21 protein-coding genes are annotated in these 21,131 nt (G+C 72.2%); 14 read left to right on the top strand and 7 right to left on the bottom strand.

Annotated elements, in window-relative coordinates; translation table 11 throughout:
• Positions 1–121 precede the first annotated feature (121 nt).
• From IF55_RS35915 to IF55_RS06705, 3 genes are all read left to right on the top strand, one after another.
• The gene (locus IF55_RS35915) at positions 122–598 is read left to right on the top strand and encodes a hypothetical protein (RefSeq protein ID WP_051776075.1); all 477 of its coding nucleotides are present in this window, start codon (positions 122–124) and stop codon (positions 596–598) included.
• Positions 599–703: 105 nt separating this feature from the next.
• Positions 704–1,063 carry a histidine triad nucleotide-binding protein gene (locus IF55_RS06710; protein ID WP_030876757.1) on the top strand — a complete coding sequence of 120 codons (360 nt, stop codon included), beginning with the start codon at positions 704–706 and terminating at the stop codon, positions 1,061–1,063.
• Between the two features lie 42 nt (positions 1,064–1,105).
• Positions 1,106–2,023 (top strand): ribonuclease Z, encoded by a 918-nt coding sequence (locus tag IF55_RS06705; protein ID WP_030876755.1) that lies wholly within the window; start codon positions 1,106–1,108, stop codon positions 2,021–2,023.
• A 227-nt stretch (positions 2,024–2,250) separates the two neighbouring features.
• On the opposite strand, the gene IF55_RS06700 is transcribed toward IF55_RS06705, so the two are convergent.
• Positions 2,251–3,081 carry an HAD family acid phosphatase gene (locus IF55_RS06700; protein ID WP_030876751.1) on the bottom strand — a complete coding sequence of 277 codons (831 nt, stop codon included), beginning with the start codon at positions 3,079–3,081 and terminating at the stop codon, positions 2,251–2,253.
• A 223-nt stretch (positions 3,082–3,304) separates the two neighbouring features.
• Here IF55_RS06700 and IF55_RS06695 point away from each other — a divergent pair, with 223 nt between their 5' ends.
• On the top strand, positions 3,305–4,390 hold the full coding sequence (locus IF55_RS06695; protein ID WP_030876749.1) for an S-(hydroxymethyl)mycothiol dehydrogenase: 1,086 nt from the start codon (positions 3,305–3,307) through the stop codon (positions 4,388–4,390).
• Positions 4,390–5,115 carry an MBL fold metallo-hydrolase gene (locus tag IF55_RS06690; protein WP_078643763.1) on the top strand — a complete coding sequence of 242 codons (726 nt, stop codon included), beginning with the start codon at positions 4,390–4,392 and terminating at the stop codon, positions 5,113–5,115. The genes IF55_RS06695 and IF55_RS06690 overlap by 1 nt, the downstream gene beginning before the upstream one ends.
• Positions 5,116–5,155: 40 nt before the next feature.
• Here IF55_RS06690 and IF55_RS06685 read toward each other — a convergent pair whose 3' ends face one another.
• Positions 5,156–6,484 carry a 6-phospho-beta-glucosidase gene (locus IF55_RS06685; protein ID WP_030876743.1) on the bottom strand — a complete coding sequence of 443 codons (1,329 nt, stop codon included), beginning with the start codon at positions 6,482–6,484 and terminating at the stop codon, positions 5,156–5,158.
• A gap of 291 nt (positions 6,485–6,775) precedes the next feature.
• Here IF55_RS06685 and IF55_RS06680 point away from each other — a divergent pair, with 291 nt between their 5' ends.
• The 7 genes from IF55_RS06680 (at position 6,776) to era (ending at position 13,203) form a co-directional block, all read left to right on the top strand.
• Positions 6,776–7,834 (top strand): carbohydrate kinase family protein, encoded by a 1,059-nt coding sequence (locus IF55_RS06680; protein WP_030876740.1) that lies wholly within the window; start codon positions 6,776–6,778, stop codon positions 7,832–7,834.
• Between the two features lie 142 nt (positions 7,835–7,976).
• A complete protein-coding gene (locus IF55_RS06675) occupies positions 7,977–8,978 on the top strand; it encodes a PhoH family protein (RefSeq protein WP_030876738.1) in 1,002 nt (333 codons plus the stop codon).
• Between the two features lie 28 nt (positions 8,979–9,006).
• The gene (ybeY, locus tag IF55_RS06670) at positions 9,007–9,504 is read left to right on the top strand and encodes an rRNA maturation RNase YbeY (protein ID WP_030876735.1); all 498 of its coding nucleotides are present in this window, start codon (positions 9,007–9,009) and stop codon (positions 9,502–9,504) included.
• Complete coding sequence (locus tag IF55_RS06665) at positions 9,501–10,835, top strand: hemolysin family protein (RefSeq protein ID WP_048831608.1); 1,335 nt, start codon at positions 9,501–9,503, stop codon at positions 10,833–10,835. Before ybeY ends, IF55_RS06665 begins: the two co-directional genes overlap by 4 nt.
• A gap of 268 nt (positions 10,836–11,103) precedes the next feature.
• Positions 11,104–11,457 (top strand): cytidine deaminase, encoded by a 354-nt coding sequence (locus IF55_RS06660; RefSeq protein WP_030876730.1) that lies wholly within the window; start codon positions 11,104–11,106, stop codon positions 11,455–11,457.
• On the top strand, positions 11,454–11,885 hold the full coding sequence (locus IF55_RS06655; RefSeq protein ID WP_030876728.1) for a hypothetical protein: 432 nt from the start codon (positions 11,454–11,456) through the stop codon (positions 11,883–11,885). Before IF55_RS06660 ends, IF55_RS06655 begins: the two co-directional genes overlap by 4 nt.
• Positions 11,886–12,261: 376 nt before the next feature.
• Positions 12,262–13,203 carry a GTPase Era gene (gene era, locus IF55_RS06650; RefSeq protein WP_030876724.1) on the top strand — a complete coding sequence of 314 codons (942 nt, stop codon included), beginning with the start codon at positions 12,262–12,264 and terminating at the stop codon, positions 13,201–13,203.
• A gap of 47 nt (positions 13,204–13,250) precedes the next feature.
• On the opposite strand, the gene IF55_RS06645 is transcribed toward era, so the two are convergent.
• The 4 genes from IF55_RS06645 to IF55_RS06630 all read right to left on the bottom strand — a co-directional run bounded on the left by IF55_RS06645 (position 13,251) and on the right by IF55_RS06630 (position 17,347).
• A complete protein-coding gene (locus tag IF55_RS06645; protein ID WP_030876720.1) occupies positions 13,251–14,483 on the bottom strand; it encodes an MFS transporter in 1,233 nt (410 codons plus the stop codon).
• Positions 14,480–15,808, bottom strand: coding sequence for a GH1 family beta-glucosidase (locus IF55_RS06640; RefSeq protein WP_106980336.1), 1,329 nt, complete (start codon positions 15,806–15,808; stop codon positions 14,480–14,482). The genes IF55_RS06645 and IF55_RS06640 overlap by 4 nt, the downstream gene beginning before the upstream one ends.
• Positions 15,809–15,995: 187 nt before the next feature.
• Positions 15,996–16,262, bottom strand: coding sequence for a protealysin inhibitor emfourin (locus IF55_RS06635; RefSeq protein ID WP_030876715.1), 267 nt, complete (start codon positions 16,260–16,262; stop codon positions 15,996–15,998).
• Positions 16,263–16,291: 29 nt separating this feature from the next.
• Positions 16,292–17,347, bottom strand: coding sequence for a M4 family metallopeptidase (locus tag IF55_RS06630; protein ID WP_030876713.1), 1,056 nt, complete (start codon positions 17,345–17,347; stop codon positions 16,292–16,294).
• A 438-nt stretch (positions 17,348–17,785) separates the two neighbouring features.
• Here IF55_RS06630 and leuA point away from each other — a divergent pair, with 438 nt between their 5' ends.
• Positions 17,786–19,558, top strand: a complete 1,773-nt coding sequence (gene leuA / locus IF55_RS06625) for a 2-isopropylmalate synthase (RefSeq protein WP_030876711.1) — start codon at positions 17,786–17,788, stop codon at positions 19,556–19,558.
• 188 nt (positions 19,559–19,746) lie between these two features.
• On the top strand, positions 19,747–20,457 hold the full coding sequence (locus IF55_RS06620; RefSeq protein ID WP_030876708.1) for a TerB family tellurite resistance protein: 711 nt from the start codon (positions 19,747–19,749) through the stop codon (positions 20,455–20,457).
• 10 nt (positions 20,458–20,467) lie between these two features.
• Here the strand turns inward: IF55_RS06620 and IF55_RS06615 are convergent, their stop codons facing one another.
• Positions 20,468–21,067 carry a TetR/AcrR family transcriptional regulator gene (locus tag IF55_RS06615; protein WP_030876706.1) on the bottom strand — a complete coding sequence of 200 codons (600 nt, stop codon included), beginning with the start codon at positions 21,065–21,067 and terminating at the stop codon, positions 20,468–20,470.
• Positions 21,068–21,131: the final 64 nt, after the last annotated feature.

Below are 21,131 nucleotides of genomic sequence, written 5' to 3'. Positions count from 1 at the left end.
ATTCAGGTGGTTACGGGGTCGGAGGGTGTTGTGGGGGACTGGGGTGGTGGGGGTTGTCGGGGTGGGTGTGGGGGCGTTGGTGGGGTGTGAGCCGACCGCTGGGGGGCTCAGCACCATCAATGTGTCCGTCACCACCGACCAGCTCGCCACCCGGGCGCTGGAGCGCAACAACGTTCCCGTGCAGTGGCTCGCCTGTTCCGGGCAGGTCGAGGGGACGGGGAAGAAGGACAAGGGGTCGCCGCCGCCCGTGACCGCCGTCGGGGTCGACTGCCAGGGGCAGACCAAGGACGGGAAGAAGATCATCGTCTACGGGCGCGTGACCGGCATCAGCGGTGACTCCTGCGTGCGCGGCAATCTGACCGCCAAAGTCGGCGGCAAGACGGTCTTCACCGCCACCGTGCTCGGCTCCTGCGACGGTGACGGCGACAGCGACGGCGAGTCCCCCGGGCCCTCCTCGGGCGGTGGGCACACCGACGCGCCCGCCCCGCACCAGCCCACTCAGTCCCCGCAGCCCTGGCCCTCGGCCTCCGACACGTGTTCCCCGAAGCAGTCGGAAAGCGATCGGCCCGGCCCCGGCGCCACCCTTCCCGGCAAGTGACACCCTCCCGCCTCACCGATCGTCGGGCTGTCGGCCCCGGCCGGTAGCATCCCGTGCGTACGCGCGATCCCCCGCGCGTCCACACGACTCGGGAGGAGTTCACCGGTGGCGGGAGAAGCGCAGGCCGACTGCCTGTTCTGCAAGATCGTGGCGGGGGAGGTGCCGGCCACCGTCGTGCGGGAGACCGCGACCACCGTGGCCTTCCGGGACATCAACCCGCAGGCGCCCTCGCATGTCCTGGTGATCCCCAAGGCGCACTACCCGGACGCCGCCTCGCTCGCCGCCGCCGAGCCGGTGATCGCCGCCGACGTGCTGCGCGAGGCCGGGGAGATCGCGCAGGAGGACAAGGTGGACGGCACGGGGTACCGGATCGTCTTCAACACCGGCGCCGGCGCGGGGCAGACCGTCTTCCACGCGCACGCCCACGTGCTCGGCGGGCGCGGGCTCAACTGGCCTCCCGGATAGCCGGAAAACCGGAGACCTGAAACCGGAAGGCGGGCTTCCCCCTTGTCCGTGCGCGAACTCGTCGTCCTCGGCACCGCCAGCCAGGTGCCGACCCGGCACCGCAATCACAACGGCTACCTGCTGCGCTGGGACGGCGAGGGCATCCTCTTCGACCCCGGCGAGGGCACGCAGCGGCAGATGCTGCGCGCCGGGGTGGCGGCGCACGATCTGAACCGGCTGTGCGTCACGCACTTCCACGGCGACCATTCGCTCGGCCTCGCCGGGGTCATCCAGCGGATCAACCTCGACCGCGTGCCGCACCCCGTCGTCGCCCACTACCCCCGCAGCGGCCAGCGCTTCTTCGACCGGCTGCGGTACGCGACCGCGTACCGCGAGACCGTACAGCTCGTCCAGGAGCCCGTATCGGGCGGCGGCGGCACGCTGGCCGGGACCCCGGCGTACGAGTTGTGGGCGCGCCGGCTCTCGCACCCGGTCGAGGCGTACGGTTACGCGCTCGTCGAACCCGACGGGCGGCGGATGCTGCCGGAGCGGCTGGCCGCGCACGGCATCGCCGGGCCGGACGTGGGCCGGCTGCAGCGGGAGGGGAGCCTCGGCGGCGTCTCGCTCGACGAGGTGAGCGAGGTGCGGCGCGGGCAGCGGTTCGCCTTCGTGATGGACACGCGGCTGTGCGAGGGCGTGTACGAGCTGGCCGAGGGGTGCGACATGCTGGTGATCGAGTCGACCTTCCTCGACGAGGACGAACGGCTCGCCGTCGAGCACGGGCACCTGACGGCGGGCCAGGCCGCGCGCGTCGCGGCGGACGCGGGCGTACGGCATCTGGTGCTGACGCACTTCTCGCAGCGGTACGCGGACCCGGCGGAGTTCGAGCGCCAGGCCCGGGCGGCGGGGTTCGACGGGGAGCTCACCGTCGCCCGGGACCTGATGCGCGTCTCCCTCCCCAAGCGGCGCCAGGCCGTCTAGCGGCGCGGGCCACCTAGTGGTGCCAGGCCGCCTAGCGGCGCGGGCCGCCTAGCAGGTCGGTCAGCCTTGCGGGTCAGGCCGCCCAGCAGGTCAGGCGGCTCAGCGGGTCAGGCCGACCAGCAGTCAGGCGGCCCGGCGGGTCAGGCCGACCAGCAGGTCAGGCCGACCAGCGGGTCAGGGCCGTCCAGCGAGGTCAGGTCGCCCAGCGAGGTCAGCCGCCCAGCGCGTCAGGGCAGGTAGTACATCGGGTTCGGGAGCTTGACGGACTTTTCCGCGTAGCCGCCGGACAGGTCGCTGTACTGGTCGCCGAAGTTGGCGACGATCTTGTACCCCTGGGACTCGATGTGCTTGCGCGTGCCCGCCTTGTACTCGACGGTGGTGCACTTCGAGCCGCACGGCAGGTACGCCGGCGGCGTCTTCTTGTTCTGGAGGTAGAGGTGGGCGGTGTCCGTCGCCGCCCGGTAGCCGGCGTTCTTGAGGTTGCGGGCGCTCCACTCGCGCTGGTGCTCGTCGCGGCCGGTCACGAAGAACACCGTGATGCCCTTGGCCTGCGCCCGGTTGACCAGCTCCGGCATGCCGAAGACGGGCGCCATGTCCTTGTTCTTGAGGTACGCGTCCTGCGACTCGGGCGTGAAGTGGAAGCCCTGCTCCAGCTCGTAGTTGTAGGACAGCAGCGTGGTGTCGTCGAGGTCGAGCACGATCGCGGGCTTGGCGTGCTTGCCGTGCTGGCCGCCGTGGTTCCCGTTCTCGTGCGCCGCCTTCTTCGCCGCGTGGTCCAGATGGCGCTCGGCCTTCTTCTCGATGCTCGCGAGCTGCTTGGCGTAGTTGCTGTCGGGAGAGGCGTAGTGCTCGCCGGAGGCGGTCACCGTGTCCCCGTAGTACGCCTTGATCTTGTCCGTGACCTGCGTGAGGTTCGGGATCTCCTGGTCCGAGCGGGGCACGGAGTGATCGGCGGAGGCGGAGCCCGCCGCGAACAGGCCGCCGCCGGCGGCGAGGGCGACGGCCACGGCCGCGACGCGGACGCGCGTAGATGAGCGAGTGAAGGCGTTGAGGGCCACGCGGGGTCTCCAGAAGGCGCTGAGGGTGCACACGAGGGTGCGTACAGGTGCAGCGTGAAACTAAGGGCTGGATAAGGGCCCGTCAAGGGTTGTCTACGCGCGGAGAGCCCGGACGGGGCCCGAAGGGCGCGCCGGGCTCGTACGGCCGGTGCGGGGCGGCTGGGCGCGCTCGCCCCGCCCGCGTACGGTATGGGCAGTTTCCGAAGAGAAGGGCTGGCCGATCATGGCGCAGGAAGTACGCGGAGTCATCGCACCCGGAAAGGACCAGCCGGTCCGGGTGGAGACGATCGTGGTACCGGACCCGGGTCCGGGCGAGGCCGTGGTGCGGGTGCAGGCCTGCGGGGTGTGCCACACCGACCTGCACTACAAGCAGGGCGGCATCAACGACGAGTTCCCCTTCCTCCTCGGCCATGAGGCGGCCGGCGTCGTGGAGTCCGTGGGCGCGGGCGCCGGCGACCTCGCCCCCGGCGACTTCGTCATCCTCAACTGGCGCGCCGTGTGCGGCGAGTGCCGCGCCTGCCGCCGGGGCCGCCCGCAGTACTGCTTCGACACCCACAACGCGCGGCAGAAGATGACCCTCAAGGACGGCACGGAGCTGTCCCCGGCGCTCGGCATCGGCGCGTTCGCGGAGAAGACCCTGATCGCCGCCGGACAGTGCACCAAGGTCGACCCCAGCGTCTCCCCGGCCGTCGCCGGGCTGCTCGGCTGCGGCGTCATGGCCGGCATCGGCGCCGCCATCAACACCGGCGCGGTCGGCCGCGGCGACTCGGTCGCCGTCATCGGCTGCGGCGGCGTCGGCGACGCCGCCATCGCGGGCGCCCGGCTCGCCGGGGCCGCCCGGATCATCGCCGTCGACATCGACGACCGGAAGCTGGCGACCGCGAAGTCGATGGGCGCCACCCACACCGTCAACTCCCGCGCCACCGACCCCGTCGCCGCGATCCGCGAGCTGACCGGCGGCTTCGGCGCGGACGTCGTCATCGACGCGGTCGGCCGCCCCGAGACGTACGAGCAGGCCTTCTACGCCCGCGACCTCGCGGGCACCGTCGTCCTGGTGGGCGTCCCGACGCCCGAGATGAAGCTGGAACTGCCGCTGCTCGACGTCTTCGGGCGCGGCGGCGCCCTCAAGTCCTCCTGGTACGGCGACTGCCTGCCGTCCCGCGACTTCCCGATGCTCGTCGACCTGCACCAGCAGGGGCGGCTCGACCTCGGCGCGTTCGTCACGGAGACGATCGGCCTCGACGACGTGGAGAAGGCGTTCGAGCGGATGCACCAGGGCGACGTGCTGCGTTCGGTGGTGGTCTTCTGATGGCGGCCGAAGCCACCGGCCGTTCCGAGAACCGTCCCGGGAATCCTCGCGAGAACCGCCCCGAGCACCGCGCCGAGGCCACGTCCGAGTCCGGCCCCCGCGCCCGCGTCGACCACCTCGTCACCTCCGGCACGTTCTCGCTCGACGGCGGCACCTGGGACGTCGACAACAACGTGTGGATCATCGGCGACGACCACGAGGCGATCGTCATCGACGCGGCCCACGACGCCGACGCCATCGCCGACGCGCTCGGCGGCCGTACGCTCCGCGCGATCGTCTGCACCCACGCGCACAACGACCACATCGACGCCGCCCCCGCCCTCGCGGACCGTACGGGCGCGCCGATCCTGCTGCACGCCGACGACCTGCCGCTGTGGAACCAGACCCACCCGGAGCGCACCCCGGACGGCTGGCTCACGGACGGGCAGCGGCTGACGGTCGCGGGCGTCGAGCTGACCGTGCTGCACACGCCCGGCCACGCGCCCGGCGCGGTCTGCCTGTACGCGCCGGAGCTGACCGCCGTCTTCACCGGGGACACGCTGTTCAGCGGCGGGCCGGGCGCCACGGGCCGGTCCTTCTCGGACTTCCCGACGATCGTCGAGTCGATCCGGGAGCGGCTGCTGACGCTGCCCGCGCAGACCGTCGTCCGTACGGGCCACGGCGAGTCGACGTCCATCGGCGCCGAGGCGCCGCACCTGGCGGAGTGGGTGGCCCGGGGCCACTGACCACGGGGCGGGGGAGGGGCCGCGGGCCGCCCTTCCCCGCTCAGGTCGTGGACGCGCGTTCCAGGATGCGGGCGGCCACCGCCGGTGAGTCGACCAGCGGATGCAGCGCCAGGGCCCGCAGCGCCGCGTCCCGGTCCTTGTAGACCGCAGCCTCGATCGACGCCCGTTCCACCGCCTTGAGCTGGAGCATCAGCCCGAGCTGGTCCTCCCGCAGCGGCGCGCACGGCAGCGGGCGGGCCCCGTCCGCGTCGACCTCGCAGACCGTCTCGATGACGGCGTCCGGCGCGAGCTGCGGAACGGTCGTGCCGTTGGGGACATTGAGAATGAGACGGGCGTGCTCGTTCCGCGAGATCGCCCGCATCAGTGCCAGCGCCACCTGGTCGTAACCGCCGCCGTCGAGGTCGCAGGAGTCGCGCTCCCAGCCCCCGCTCGCCGCCCGGCTCTCGGACATATACGTTTCCTCGCGCTGCAGCCGGGTCCGTTCCCACAGCTCGTACGCCTGCTCCGGCCGCCGGTCCGCGGCCTCCGCGAAGAACGCGCCCTGCTGCCCGTCAAGGAACTCGCCGCGCGTCTTGACCGATTCGGCCACCGAACGCAGCGTCTCGCGCCGGAAGTAGTAGTAGTGCAGATACTCGTTGGGGAGCGCGCCGAGCGCCTGGAGCCATTCGGCGCCGAAGAGCTTGCCCTCCTCGAACGAGCCCAGCGTGGCGGCGTCGGAGAGCAGGTCCGGCAGCAGGTCGCGGCCCTCGAACCGCAGGGACCGCAGCCAGCCGAGGTGGTTGAGGCCCACGTAGTCGTAGGCGACCTCGTTCGGGTTGACGCCGAGGGCGCGGGACGCCCGCCGCACCAGGCCGACCGGCGAGTCGCAGATGCCGATGACCCGCTCGCCCAGGACGGCCGTCATGGCCTCGGTGACCATGCCCGCCGGGTTGGTGAAATTGATCAGCCACGCGTCGGGCGCCACCGCCGCGGCCCGTTCCGCGATCTCCAGGGCGACCAGTATGGTCCGCAGCCCGTACAGCACACCGCCCGCGCCGACGGTCTCCTGGCCCAGCACGCCCTCGGAGAGCGGGATCCGCTCGTCCCGCACCCGGCCCGCGGTGCCGCCCACCCTGATCGCCGAGAAGATGAAGTCCGTGCCGCGCAGCGCGTCGTCGAGCGTGTCGGCCAGGCGCACGACGGGGGCGCCCGGCACGTTCGCGGACTGCGCCGCCAGGACGGACTCGATGACCCGCAGCCGCTCGGAGTCCGTGTCGTACAGCACGAGTTCGGTGCAGCGCCCCGGCGTGTCGCGCCGCGCGTCGTCCAACAAGGCCCGGTGTACGAGCGGCACGCGGAAACCGCCACCGCCCAGAATCGTCAACCTCATGCCCGGAACGTACCGCAGCATCGGGCACACTGTCCGAACCCGTACCGCGGCGACCAGGCGAGGTCACGGGCAGGACCACGCGCGCGGCGGCGGGAGGGAGCGCCGCCGGGGCGCGGGTAGGACAGCGGACAAGACAGCAGTCGGGACCACGGACAAGACAGACGAGACGCACTGAGCGTCGGGGAGCGCACCGTGACATTTGGCGACGGAGACCGGCCGGCGAACGGCGCACGGCCCCACGAACCGAACGGGACCGCGGCGCGGGCCGGGAGCCATCCGGTCCTCGATCCGCTGGCGGAGGTCCGCTCCGACCGCGATCCCGCGACCGACGTGTATCTCACCGGCACCGTCTTCCTCGACATCATCTTCACCGGCCTGGACTCCGCCCCCGTGCGCGGCACCGAGTCCTGGGCCCGCGGCATGGGCTCCAGCCCCGGCGGCGTCGCCAACATGGCGACCGCCTTGTCCCGGCTCGGCCTGCGGACGTCGCTGGCCGCCGCGTTCGGCGACGACATGTACGGCGAGTACTGCTGGGACGCGCTCTCCCGCGGCGAGGGCATCGACCTGGCGCCGTCGCGTACGGTGCCGGGCTGGCACTCGCCGGTGACCGTCTCCATGGCGTACGAGGGCGAGCGGACCATGGTCTCCCACGGCCACGAGGCCCCGCCGCCCGAGGAGCCCGCGCCCCTCTGCCCGCCGCCCGCGCGCGCGTGCGTGAGCCTGCTGGAGCCCGGCAAGCGCGAGGAGTGGCTGGGGCACGCGGCCCGCCGCGGGAGCCGGATCTTCGCGGACGTGGGCTGGGACGACTCTGGCCGCTGGGACCCGGACGACCTCGCCGACCTGGAGCACTGCGAGGCGTTCCTCCCCAACGCCGAGGAGGCCATGCGCTACACCCGCACCGACTGCCCGCGCGCCGCCGCCCGGGCGCTCGCCGACAAGGTGCCGCTGGCCGTCGTCACGCTCGGCTCGGAGGGCGCGTACGCGGCGGACGGCCGTACGGGCGAGACCGCCGAGGTGCCGGCGATCGCCGTGGAGGCGCTGGATCCGACCGGGGCGGGGGACGTGTTTGTCGCGGGCTTCGTCACCGGGACGCTCGCCGACTGGCCGCTCGCGGACCGGCTCGCCTTCGCGGGGCTGACGGCCGCGCTGTCCGTGCAGGAGTTCGGCGGGTCGCTGTCCGCGCCCGGGTGGGTGGAGATCGCGGCGTGGTGGCAGCACGTGAAGTCGTACGACGACCAGGACCCGGCGGCGCTGCGCCGCTACGCCTTCCTGGACGGGATACTGCCGGCGGCGGCCCGGCCGTGGCCCCTGGTACGGGCGGTGCCGACGATCGGGTTCCGCAGGCAGTGAGGGGGGTCGGGCACTGGTCCCGCGGCGGCCTCCGCCGTCCGGCCCATAAAACACCTCGGCCTTGTCAGTGCACCGTCGTACCCTTGGTATCCCAAGGCTGTCGAGCACAGAAAGAGGGATGAGCAGGCCAGAGAGCCGGCCCATGACTCAGACACCTACGCAACCGCAGGCGCACGCCCACTTCACCGTTCCGGCCAAGCACCCCATGGTCACGGTCCTGGGCTCGGGGGACTCGCTCCTGCGTGTGATCGAGAAGGCGTTCCCGTCCACGGACATTCATGTACGGGGCAATGAAGTCAGCGCTACCGGGGACCCGAGGGAAGTGGCCCTCGTGCAGCGCGTCTTCGACGAGATGATGCTGGTGCTCCGCACCGGACAGCCGATGACGGAGGACGCAGTGGAACGGTCGATCGCCATGCTCCAGGAGAGCGCCGACGGGGAGGGAGCGGCGGAGACCCCGGCCGAGGTCCTGACCCAGAACATCCTCTCCAGTCGCGGCCGCACGATCCGCCCCAAGACGCTCAACCAGAAGCGCTATGTCGACGCCATCGACAAGCACACGATCGTCTTCGGCATCGGCCCCGCGGGCACCGGCAAGACCTACCTGGCCATGGCCAAGGCCGTGCAGGCCCTCCAGTCCAAGCAGGTCAACCGCATCATCCTGACCCGGCCGGCCGTCGAGGCGGGGGAGCGGCTCGGCTTCCTGCCCGGCACGCTCTACGAGAAGATCGACCCGTATCTGCGCCCGCTCTACGACGCGCTGCACGACATGCTCGACCCGGACTCGATCCCGCGCCTGATGGCGGCGGGCACGATCGAGGTCGCGCCGCTGGCCTACATGCGCGGTAGGACCCTGAATGATGCTTTCATCATCCTGGACGAGGCGCAGAACACCAGCGCCGAGCAGATGAAGATGTTCCTCACCCGGCTCGGCTTCGACTCCAAGATCGTGATCACGGGCGATATCACCCAGATCGACCTGCCCGGCGGCACGAAGAGCGGCCTGCGCCAGGTCCAGGAGATCCTGGAGGGCGTCGAGGACGTCCACTTCTCGCGCCTCACCAGCACCGACGTGGTCCGCCACAAGCTGGTGGGCCGTATCGTCGACGCGTACGAGCAGTACGACAGCCGAAACGGCCTGTGACACCCGACGAAGGTAAAAACTGAGCACCATGGCGATCGACGTCAACAACGAATCCGGTACGGACATCGACGAGCAGGCGGTGCTGGACATCGCCCGCTACGCCCTGGCCCGGATGCGGATCCACCCGCTCTCCGAGCTCTCGGTCATCGTCGTCGACGCCGACGCCATGGAGCAGTTGCACATCCAGTGGATGGACCTGCCCGGCCCGACCGACGTCATGTCCTTCCCGATGGACGAGCTGCGCCCGCCGGCCAAGGACGAGGACGAGCCGCCGCAGGGGCTCCTCGGCGACATCGTGCTCTGCCCCGAGGTCGCCAAGCAGCAGGGCGAGGAGGCGCCGACCGGCCACACCATGGACGAGGAGCTGCAGCTCCTCACCGTCCACGGCGTCCTGCACCTGCTCGGCTACGACCACGAGGAGCCGGAGGAGAAGGCCGAGATGTTCGGTCTCCAGGCCGCGATCATCGACGGCTGGCGCGCCGAGCGCGGCCTCGAAGGGCCCTCCCCGGCCCCCACGTTCACGTGACCGCTCAGCTCCTGGCCGTCGCGGTCCTGCTGGTCGTCGTCGCCTGGCTCGCCGCCTGCGCGGAGGCCGGCCTCGCCCGTACGACGCGGTTCCGCGCCGAGGAGGCCGTACGGTCCGGGCGGCGCGGCAGCGCGAAGCTGATGGCCGTCGCCGCCGACCCCACCCGCTATCTCAATGTGGCGCTGCTGGTGCGCGTCGCCTGCGAGATGGCCTCCGGGGTGCTGGTCACCTACGTCTTCCTGGGCGAATTCGACCGCACCTGGGAGGCGCTGGTCCTGGCCATGGCCGTCATGGTCCTCGTCTCGTACGTCGCCGTCGGCGTCTCCCCGCGCACCATCGGCCGCCAGCACCCGGTGAACACCGCGACCGCCGCCGCGTACGTCCTGCTGCCGCTCGCCCGCGTCATGGGCCCCATCCCGCAGCTCCTCATCCTCCTCGGCAACGCGCTCACCCCCGGCAAGGGGTTCCGCAAGGGCCCCTTCGCCTCCGAGGCCGAGCTGCGGGCGATGGTCGACCTGGCGGAGAAGGAATCCCTCATCGAGGACGAGGAGCGCCGCATGGTGCACTCCGTCTTCGAACTCGGCGACACCCTGGTGCGCGAGGTCATGGTGCCGCGCACCGACCTCGTCGTCATCGAGCGCGGCAAGACCATCCGGCAGGCGCTGACACTGGCGCTGCGCTCGGGGTTCTCGCGCATCCCGGTGACCGGCGAGAGCGAGGACGACATCGTCGGCATCGTCTACCTCAAGGACCTCGCCCGTAAGACGCACATCAGCCGCGACGCCGAGTCGGAGCTGGTCTCCACGGCGATGCGCCCGGCGGTCTTCGTGCCCGACACCAAGAACGCGGGCGACCTGCTGCGCGAGATGCAGGTCCAGCGCAACCACTGCGCCGTCGTCATCGACGAGTACGGCGGCACGGCGGGCATCGTCACCATCGAGGACATCCTGGAGGAGATCGTCGGCGAGATCACCGACGAGTACGACCGCGAGCTGCCCCCGGTCGAGGACCTGGGCGACGGCACGTACCGGGTCACGGCCCGCCTCGACATCGGCGACCTCGGCGAGCTGTACGGCCTGGAGCTGGACGACGAGGACGTGGAGACGGTCGGCGGGCTGCTGGCCAAGTCCCTGGGCCGGGTCCCGATCGCCGGGGCCACGGCGGAGGTCGACCTCACCGAGGACACCACCGACCCGGAACTGCGCGCCCTGCGCCTGACGGCCGAGTCCCCGGCGGGCCGCCGCAACCGCATCGTTACGGTCCTGGTCCAGCCCGTCCACGCGCTCCACGCCGAGATCACGGAGCAGGGGCGGCCGCAGCCGGGCGCTTGATCCGTACGTGAGGCGTACGCGCCGGGTACGTCCTGGGTACGCGCCGGGGGCCGCGGCCGCCCGCCCCGCCGGGGTGGAGCCGGAGCCGTGGAGGGCGCGGGAGGCGAGGAAGAGCGCCGGGTTCCAGGCGAGCGTGGCGAGCACGAAGGCGACGGTGAGCAGGGCGAGCCCGACGAGGAAGAGCCTGCGTAGCGGGGCGGGCGGCCCCGGCCGGAGGCCGTCCCGACCGGGGGACGGGGCGCGTGGTGTGCGCAACTATGCTCGCCGTATGACGGACAACGCGCCCTTGGACCCCGAGGACCTGAAGCTCATCACCCTGGCCCGCGCCGCCCGCGCCCGCAACGCGGTGCCCGAGGGTGCGGCCGTGCGCGACGAGACGGGCCGTACGTACGTGGCCGGGACCGTGGCCCTCGACTCGCTCGCGCTGAGCGCCCTGCGGACCGCCGTCGCGATGGCCGTCGCCAGCGGCGCGGCGTCGCTGGAGGCGGCGGTCGTGGTCACCGACGCCGACACGGTGTCCGACGCGGACCGCGCGGCCGTACGGGACCTCGGCGGCCCGGGAACGCCGGTCGTGCTCGCGGGCCGGGACGGCACGCCGCGGCTGACGGTGCCCGCCGGATGAGCGCCGCGGGCGCGCGGTCGAACGGCAACTGGGCACTGGCGGCGGGCTGGGGCCTCATCGTCTGCGGCACGATCCTGACCGTGAGCGTCATCGTCGACCTGGTGCTCGGCGACGGCTTCGCCTGGTGGACGCTGGCCTGGATGTTCGTCCTGCTCCCCGAGGGCGTGCGCTACGTGGACGCCGAGCGCGGCTCCGGGCGGATCGCCGCCCGGATCCAGTCGCTGCTGCCGTGGCGGCTCGCGGTGGCCGGAGCGATCCTGTGGGCGGGGCTGATCACGGAATGGGCGCGCGGCCGCGACACCGACTGGATCATCCTCGCCGCCGCCGTCCTGGTCCTGATCTCCACGGCCATGACGGCCGCCACCTCCGTCACCGCCAGGCTCACCCGCCGCAGGGCGCGCACCGAGGGCGCGGACGCCCTCGGCTGACCAGCGCTCCGCCGGTGGGCCGTACGCGCTCGACTGACCCGGCGCCGCACCGCCGGCCGTACGCGGTCGGCTCCCCGGGGCCGGTGTCGTCGGCCCGCTCTGGCCCGGCTGACCTGCGGGTTTCCGTACCGGGTTCGTGCGCGCCCGGTTGCCCCGGGGCCCCGCCCTCGGCCCGTACGTGCTCGGCTGATCTACAGGTCTCGGCCGCCGGGCCCGTGCGTACCCGGCTGTCCCCGAGCCTCACCGCCGGCCCGTACGCACTCGGCGGCGCGGGGCCTCGTGGTCCGGCCCGTACGCGCCGGGGCCGCCGGATCACGGACGGTCGCCGCAGGCGTACTGGTCGGCGGGGGCCGGGCGATCGGGGAGAATATCCCCCATGGATAACGCCTCATCCCCGACCCAGGCCCCCCATCGCGCGGGCTTCGCGTGCTTCGTCGGCCGTCCCAACGCGGGCAAGTCGACCCTGACCAACGCACTGGTGGGGACGAAGGTCGCGATCACCTCCAGCCGGCCGCAGACCACCCGGCACACCGTGCGCGGCATCGTGCACCGGCCGGACGCCCAGCTCGTCCTCGTCGACACCCCCGGTCTGCACAAACCGCGCACGCTCCTCGGCGAGCGGCTGAACGACGTCGTACGGACCACATGGGCCGAGGTCGACGTGATCGGGTTCTGTCTGCCCGCCGACCAGAAGCTCGGCCCCGGCGACCGGTTCATCGCCGCCGAGCTGGCCAAGATCAAGAAGACTCCGAAGGTCGCGATCGTCACCAAGACCGACCTCGTGGACTCCAAGACGCTCGCCGAGCAGTTGCTCGCCGTGGACCGGCTCGGCCAGGAGCTGGGCATCGAGTGGGCGGAGATCATCCCGGTGTCGGCGGTGGGCGACAAGCAGGTGTCGCTCCTCTCCGACCTCCTCGTGCCGCTGCTCCCGAAGAGCCCGCCGCTCTACCCGGAGGGCGACCTCACCGACGAGCCCGAGCAGGTCATGGTCGCCGAGCTGATCCGGGAGGCCGCGCTGGAGGGCGTACGGGACGAGCTGCCGCACTCCATCGCCGTCGTGGTCGAGGAGATGCTGCCGCGCGAGGGCCGCCCCGAGAACAAGCCGCTGCTCGACATCCACGCCAACGTCTACATCGAGCGGCCCAGCCAGAAGGGCATCATCATCGGCCCCAAGGGCGCCCGCCTCAAGGAGGTCGGCATGCGCTCGCGCAAGCACATCGAGGCGCTGCTCGGCACGCCGGTCTTCCTCGATCTGCACGTGAAGGTGGCCAAGGACTGGCAGCGGGACCCGAAGCAACTGCGCAAGCTCGGCTTCTGAGCCCCGGAACTCACCGGCGGCTCACGCGGGGGCCCGGCCTGGGGCCCTCAGACCACCCCGCGGATGCGGTGCACGCCCGCCGCGCCCGCCAGCACCAGCGCGCCCGCCAGGGAATACAGCACCGGGTAGCCGCCGAGGCGGGTGACGACGGGGGCCGCGAGGGCGGGGGCGAGGACCTGGGGGAGGGAGTTGGCGATGTTGACCACGCCGAGGTCCCTGCCGCGGTCCGCGGCGGCCGGCAGTACGTCCGTGATCAGCGCGAAGTCGACCGACGTGAACACCCCGTAGCCGACGCCCAGCAGGGCCGCCGCCGTCAGCGTGCCGGGCCACGCCGGCCAGCAGGCCAGCAGCGCGGCGGAACCGGCGATGAGGACCCCGGCCCCGGTCACGTACGGCTTGCGGCGGCCCGTACGGTCCGAGTGGGCGCCCGCCGCCACGACGGTGGCGAGCAGCGCCGCGCTGTTGACGGCGGTGAGGATCAGCACGCCGTCCTCGGCGTCGCCCGGGTAGCGCACGACGTCCCGCAGGTAGTACAGGAGATACAGCAGGGCGATCGAGTTGCCGAGGTTGATCAGGAACCGGGTCAGCCACGCCCACGCCAGGTCCGGGTGGGCGCGCGGGCTGATCAGGAACCCGGCGGCGAACGCCCGCGCCCCGAAGGGCGGGCGCAGCGCGCGGGGGAGCACCAGGTCGCGGTGGAGCAGCAGATACGGCAGGACGCCGAGCACGGCGCAGGCCGCGCAGGCCAGATAGCCGGCGGGGCCGCCGCCCGCGGCCGTCGCCAGCCCCGTGCCGGCCAGGACGCCGAGGATCTGCGCGGCCCCGAGCCGGCCGCCGACCGTGCCGCGCTGCCGGCGCGGCACCCGGTCCGGGACGGCGGCGGTGAGCGCGGCGAACGCGGCGTTCAGGGCGAGCTGGACCAGGCACCAGCCCGTGATCATGACGGCGAGCGTGTCGGCGGCGGCGAGCACGCCGAGCCCGGCGGCCCCGCCCAGTGCTCCGGCGGCGATCCAGGGGGTCCGGCGGCCGTACCGCGAGGCCGTACGGTCGGAGAGCGCGCCGAAGAGCGGGTTGGCGACGACGGAGACGGCCGCGCCCGCGCCGGTCACCCAGGCGAGGGCCGCCGCCTTGTGGCCGGGGGCGACCTCGGCGGCCTGGAGGGCCAACAGCACCTGGATCGGCCCGAACCAGCCCGCCCAGACGGCGCCGTTGGCGAGCGAGAGGGCGGCGGTCCAGCCGCGGCCGACGTCGCGGGTGGGCGCGGCGAGTGCGTCCGTCAACCGCGTGCCCGCGAGTTCGCCCGTATGGCGTCCCGCAGCCAGTGGTACGAGTCCTTGGGCGTACGGGCCAGGGTGGCGTAGTCGACGTGGACGAGGCCGAAGCGCTGCGCGTACCCCTCGGCCCACTCGAAGTTGTCCAGCAGCGACCAGACGAAGTAGCCCCGGACGTCGACGCCCGCCTCCATCGCCCGGTGCAGGGCGCGCAGGTGGCCGTCCAGGAAGTCGATACGGGCCTGGTCGGCGATGCCGTCGTACGAGCAGCCGTTCTCGGTGATGTGGACGGGCGGCAGCCGGTCGCCGTAGCGGTCGCGGAAGGCGGTGAGCAGCTCGGTGAGCCCTTCGGGGACGACGGGCCAGCCGAAGGCGGTGCGCGGGCGGCCCTCGATCTCCTTGAGGGAGAAGGGGAGTTCGGCGGGGATCGTGATGCCCGCGTAGGCGCTGCCGCCGTCCGCCGCGGGGCCGGGCGCGCCGACGAGGGTGGGTTGGTAGTAGTTGACGCCGTACCAGTCCAGCGGCTCCGCGATGATCTTCAGGTCCTCCGCGACCGGGCCGGGCATGGCGTCGGCCAAGCCCTGGTCGGGGTAGCGGCCGAGCAGGACCGGCTCGGCGAACAGCCGGTTCAGGAGCAGGTCGTAGAGGCCGGCGGCGGCCCGGTCGGCCGCCGCGTCGGAGGCGGCCCAGGTGGGGCCGTGCGAGTTGGCGATCCCGATGGAGTGGGCCCCGCGCGCCCGCAGCGCCTGTACGGCCAGGCCGTGCCCGAGCAGTTGGTGGTGGGCGGCGGGCAGCGCGTCGAACAGCAGGCGCTTGCCGGGGGCGTGTTCGCCCAGCCCGTAGCCGAGCAGGGTGAGTTCGGCGGGCTCGTTGATGGTGATCCACATGTCGACGCGGTCCCCGAGCCGTTCGGCGACGGCGTCCGCGTAGGCGGCGAAGCGGTGCGCGGTGTCCCGTACGAGCCAGCCGCCGCGCTCCTCCAGCGCCAGCGGCGTGTCCCAGTGGAAGAGCGTCGGCACGGGCCGTACGTCCGCCGCGCACAGCTCGTCGACGAGCCGGTCGTAGAAGTCGAGGCCGGGCTCGTTGACGGGGCCGCGGCCGTCGGGGTGCACGCGGGTCCAGGAGAGGGAGAAGCGGTACGCGCCGACGCCGAGCCCCGCCAGCAGGGCGACGTCCTCGCGGTAGCGGTGGTAGTGGTCGCAGGCGACCGAGGGGTCGCCGCCGTCCTTGATCCGGCCGGCCTCGGCGGCGAAGACGTCCCAGGTGGACGGTGTACGGCCGGCCTCGCGGGGCGCGCCCTCGATCTGCTGTGCGGAGGTGGACACGCCCCACAGGAAGTCCCGTGGGAAGTCCGGAAGCGGCCGTGGAGAAGAAGCCGGCGATGCTGACACCGTGTTGCCCCCTGCCCGATCGGAGATCGCGATCGTCGGGGGCACGCGGGGAGGTGTCAAGAGGTGAGGATGGTTCTTCTTTCCGGCCGCTCCGGGGCGGCGCCCGCTAAGCGCCTTCCTTTACGCGCCGCTACGCGCCTTCCCGCAACACGCTTTGGATGAGCTCCCGTTGGTGCTCGGTCAGATGCGGGTCCGAGCAGTGGGCCGTGCGGCCGTCGACGGTGATCTCGTAGTGGAAACCGTCCGGCACGCCGCGCGTGGGCCCGCTCGGGCACCCGCTCAGGGCCTGGTGGGCCAGGGCTTTGAGATGGTCCGCGTCGGGCCGGCCGGTGGTGTCCAGCTCGGCCTGGCGCTCGATGCCGGCGAATCCGCCGGTTCGGGTGATGGCAATCCGCATGGGGCCATCCTGTCCCGGATCGTCCGCACTTACGAGGTGGGGACCCCGACCTGGGACCACGCCTTGAGGACGGCCTGCGTCTCGTCGCCCTCGCCGAAGAGGGTGCGGGCGCTCGCGGCCGTCAGCCGGGCGAAGTCCGCGAACTGGGCCTCGGTGGACAGCTCCCCGCCGGTCAGCGTGGCGTACCAGATCTTCCCCGCCTTCTCCCAGGCGTTGCCGCCGAGCGCCGTGGCCAGCAGGTAGAAGGCGTGGTTGGGGATGCCGGAGTTGATGTGCACGCCGCCGTTGTCGCGCGAGGTCTTGACGTAGTCGTCCATCGTCGCGGGCTGCGGGTCCTTGCCGAGCTTGTCGTCGTCGTACGCGGTGCCCGGCGCCTTCATGGAGCGCAGCGCCTCGCCCTGGACGTCCGGGCCCAGCAGACCCGCGCCGATCAGCCAGTCGGCCTGGTCGGCGGAGTGCCCGAGCGCGTGCTGCTTGATCAGCGAGCCGAAGACGTCCGACAGGGACTCGTTGAGCGCCCCGGACTGGCCCCAGTACTCCAGGTTGGCGGTGTGCTGGGTGACGCCGTGGGTCAGCTCGTGGCCGATGACGTCCACGGGGATGGTGAAGTCCAGGAACAGGTCGCCGTCGCCGTCGCCGAAGACCATCCGGCTGCCGTCCCAGAACGCGTTCTCGTACTTCTCGCCGTAGTGGACGGTGGCGTTCAGCGGCAGCCCGTGGTCGTCGATGGAGCGCCGGCCGTACGCCTTGAGGTACAGGTCGAAGGTGGCGCCGAGGCCGGCGTGGGCGCGGTTGACGCTCGCGTCCTTGGAGGGCTTGTCGTTCTCGGAGTGCACCTTCCGGCCGGGCAGCGTCTCCTGGTTCTTGGCGTCGTAGATGGTGCGCTGCGGCTTGTCGGAGGGGGTGCCCGTCGGGGCCGCCGCGCCGCGGACCGTGGTGATCCGGCGGCGGGTGCGCTGGAGGGCGTCGTGCTCGATGGTGCGCGCGGCCCGGTCGGCCCGCGTGGGGTCCTCGCCTCGGGCGAGCTTGTCGAGGACATGTGGCGGCACGATGGTGCAGAAGACGGGGTTGGTTGTGGCTTCCATGCGAGGAATGTGGCACTGGGTCATCGCCTTGTCACTGCCTGGCGTCATGATTAGTGAAATCGAGTGGTTGGCCTCCTCTTGTCCGCCGCCGGCGGGCCGCTCTGTGCTGCGCCGGGGCCGGGCTTCCGCGCCGCACCGGGACCGCTCTGTGCTGCGCCGGGGCCGGGCTTCCGCGCCGCACCGGGACCGCTCTGTGCTGCGCCGCGGCCGTGCGTACGGCGCCCGGTGACGGATGTCTCGTCCCGCATACTGATACGGGACCGCCGGTTCCCGGACGGCTCGGTTAGGGTGCTGAGCATCATGCGTTTCGGGCTGCTTCTCCTTAGCTGCCGCGGCGAGGGCCTGTAGTCGTAGGCCGACCCCCTCCCCGCGGAGTTCGGTGTTGCGGTGAATTCACCCGTCGGCCGTCCCAGTGGACCCACGAGGAGCCCTCCGCAGATGTCTGTTTCCGACAACGCCATCGGCCGTCCCACGCCGATCACCGCTGCCACGGTCAAGCAGCGGCCCTCCGGCATGCCGGTGCACCGCTACGCCCCGTACGAGGCCGTCGAGATCCCCGACCGCACCTGGCCCGACAACCGCGTCACGGCCGCGCCGCGCTGGCTCTCCACGGACCTGCGGGACGGCAACCAGGCGCTGATCGACCCGATGTCCCCGGCCCGCAAGCGGGAGATGTTCGACCTGCTGGTGCGGATGGGCTACAAGGAGATCGAGGTCGGCTTCCCCTCCTCGGGCGCCACCGACTTCGATTTCGTCCGCTCGATCATCGAGGAGGGGGCGATCCCGGAGGACGTCACCATCTCCGTGCTGACGCAGGCGCGCGAGGAGCTGATCGAGCGGACCGTGCAGTCGCTCCAGGGCGCGCACCGGGCCACCGTCCACCTGTACAACGCCACCGCCCCCACCTTCCGCCGGGTCGTCTTCCGGGGCTCCCGTGAGCAGGTCAAGCAGATCGCCGTGGACGGCACCCGGCTGGTCGTGGAGTACGCCGAGAAGATCCTGGGCGATGAGACGGTCTTCGGCTACCAGTACAGCCCCGAGATCTTCACCGACACCGAGCTGGACTTCGCGCTGGAGGTCTGCGAGGGCGTCATGGACGTCTGGCAGCCCGAGGACGGCCGCGAGATCATCCTGAACCTGCCGGCGACGGTGGAGCGCTCCACGCCCTCCACGCACGCCGACCGCTTCGAGTGGATGTCGCGCAACCTGACCCGCCGCGAGCACGTATGCCTGTCCGTACACCCGCACAACGACCGCGGTACCGCGGTCGCCGCCGCCGAGCTGGCGATCATGGCGGGGGCGGACCGCATCGAGGGCTGCCTGTTCGGGCAGGGCGAGCGGACCGGCAACGTGGACCTGGTCACCCTGGGCATGAACCTCTTCTCCCAGGGCGTGGACCCGCAGATCGACTTCTCGCAGATCGACGAGGTCCGCCGCACCGCCGAGTACTGCAACCAGATGGAGATCCACCCGCGCCACCCGTACGCGGGCGACCTCGTCTACACCGCCTTCTCCGGCTCCCATCAGGACGCCATCAAGAAGGGCTTCGAGGCCATGGAGGCCCAGGCCGCGGAGCGGGGCAAGAGCGTCGACGAGCTGGAGTGGGAGGTCCCGTACCTGCCCATCGACCCGAAGGACGTCGGCCGCTCGTACGAGGCCGTCATCCGCGTCAACTCGCAGTCCGGCAAGGGCGGCATCGCCTACGTCCTGAAGAACGACCACAAGCTGGACCTGCCGCGCCGGATGCAGATCGAGTTCTCCCGCATCATCCAGAGCAAGACCGACGCCGAGGGCGGCGAGGTCACCCCGGCCGCGATCTGGTCCGCCTTCCAGGACGAGTACCTGCCGACCCCCGACAACAACCCCTGGGGCCGCATCACGCTGCGCTCCGCCCAGACCTCCACGACCAGCGAGGGCACCGACGCGCTGACGGTGGAGGCCGTGGTCGACGGCGTGGACACGGTCCTGACCGGCACCGGCAATGGCCCGATCTCCGCGTTCTTCGACGCGCTGGCCGGCGCCGGCGTCGACGCGCGGCTGCTGGACTACCAGGAGCACACGATGAGCGAGGGGGCCAGCGCCCAGGCCGCCTCGTACATCGAGTGCGCCATCGGCGGCCAGGTGCTGTGGGGCATGGGCATCGACCCCAACACCACCCGCGCCTCCCTGAAGGCCGTCGTCTCCGCGGTCAACCGGGCCTACCGCCGCTGACCTGCCCTTCGCCGGACGCGTCCGGCGACCGCCCGCCGCCCCGCACCCCGCCCGCCGGGGTGCGGGGCGGCGCGTTCGGTCCGCTGCCGTCCTCCGGGTGCGTACGAGGTGCTGACGCGGCATCATCGATGTGGCTAACATCACGTCAACGCGGCGACGGTGCCGTGGCGTTATGGAGGTGCGGCGTGATGCACACGCAAGACCGACACGAGCGGAACCGTTGCCTTGTCGGCGTACGCACCGTATGGCGCACCGTCGGCGACGGCGAGTTCTTCTGCGCCGACTGCGGCGGCGACCGCAACTACCACCGCCGCACCGGACGCCGCCGCCTCTTCGCCTTCGGCGTCCCGCTGCTGCCGCGCGGCCCCGTCGGCCCGGTCGTCGAATGCACCGACTGCCACTCCCGCTCCTCGCTGGACGCCCTCGACCACCCCACCACCACCCGCTTCTCGGCGATGCTGCGCGACGCCGTGCACACCGTCGCGCTGGCCGTGCTCGCCGCGGGCGGCACCGAGGCGCGCGGCGTCCGCCAGGCCGCGGTCGGCACGGTGCGGGCCGCCGGGTACGCCGACTGCAACGAGGAGCAGTTGCTCACCCTGATCGAGGCGCTCGCCGCCGATACGGGCCGGCTCCCCGGCACGTACACCGACGGCCGCGACGGCTTCGACCCCTGCGGCACCGCGCTGGCCATCGAGCTGCACGAGGCCCTGGAACCGCTCGCCCCGCACCTGGCGCCGGCCGGCCGCGAGTCGATCCTGCTCCAGGGCGCGCGGATCGCCCTGGCCGACGGCCCGTACCGGCCGGCGGAGCGGGAGGTGCTGGCCACGGTGGGCCGGGCGCTGCTGCTGCGCCCCGAGGACACGGACCGCCTGCTGACGGCGGCCCGTACCCCGTCCTGACCGTGCGTGCTCACGTGACCAGGGGCATGAAGAGGGTGTCGACGACCTCCTCGATGTCCGGGGTCGGCATGGGCCGCAGATTCATCAGCACGTCGTGGCGGAGCAGGTCGTAGGGGAGCCGTGTGATGCGCGGGGTCAGCCTGGCCCCGTCGATCTCGCCGCGCTCGACGGCGCGGCGCGTCACGGACTCGATCAGCGACCACCGCTCGTCGATCAGTGATGTCCGCAGCTCGGCCGGGGTCGTGCCGGTCTCCTCGAAGAAGGCGGCGAGCTGCGCGGTCATGGCCGCGGCGAACATCGTGAACGCGCCGTTGAGCTGTTCCAGCAGCGCCACGGTGTCGTCGCGCAGGGACCCGGTGTCCGGGTCGGTGAGCGTGAACTTCTCGCTGGCGCGCGTGATCGCGTCGCGTACGAGCGTGTCCTTGGCGGCCCAGTGGCGGTTCACGACCGGCCGGCTGGTGCCGGCGCGCTGGGCGACGGCCGCGAGGGTGAACGCGGCGTAGCCGCGCTCCATCAGCTCCTCCCAGGCGGCGTCGAGCAGGGCCGTTCTCAGTTCCTCGCCGTGTCTGCGGCGTCGGGGGGCGGGATCATCGGGGCTTGTAAGATGCATGCTGGCATCTTACAGTGATGGTGAAGCCAGCGGCGTTTGTGGCGATAGGCCACCTTTATGCCGT

Source organism: Streptomyces varsoviensis (assembly GCF_000718635.1).
Classification (GTDB): Bacteria; Actinomycetota; Actinomycetes; order Streptomycetales; family Streptomycetaceae; genus Streptomyces; species Streptomyces varsoviensis.
This window is presented reverse-complemented; position numbering and strand designations above follow the sequence as displayed.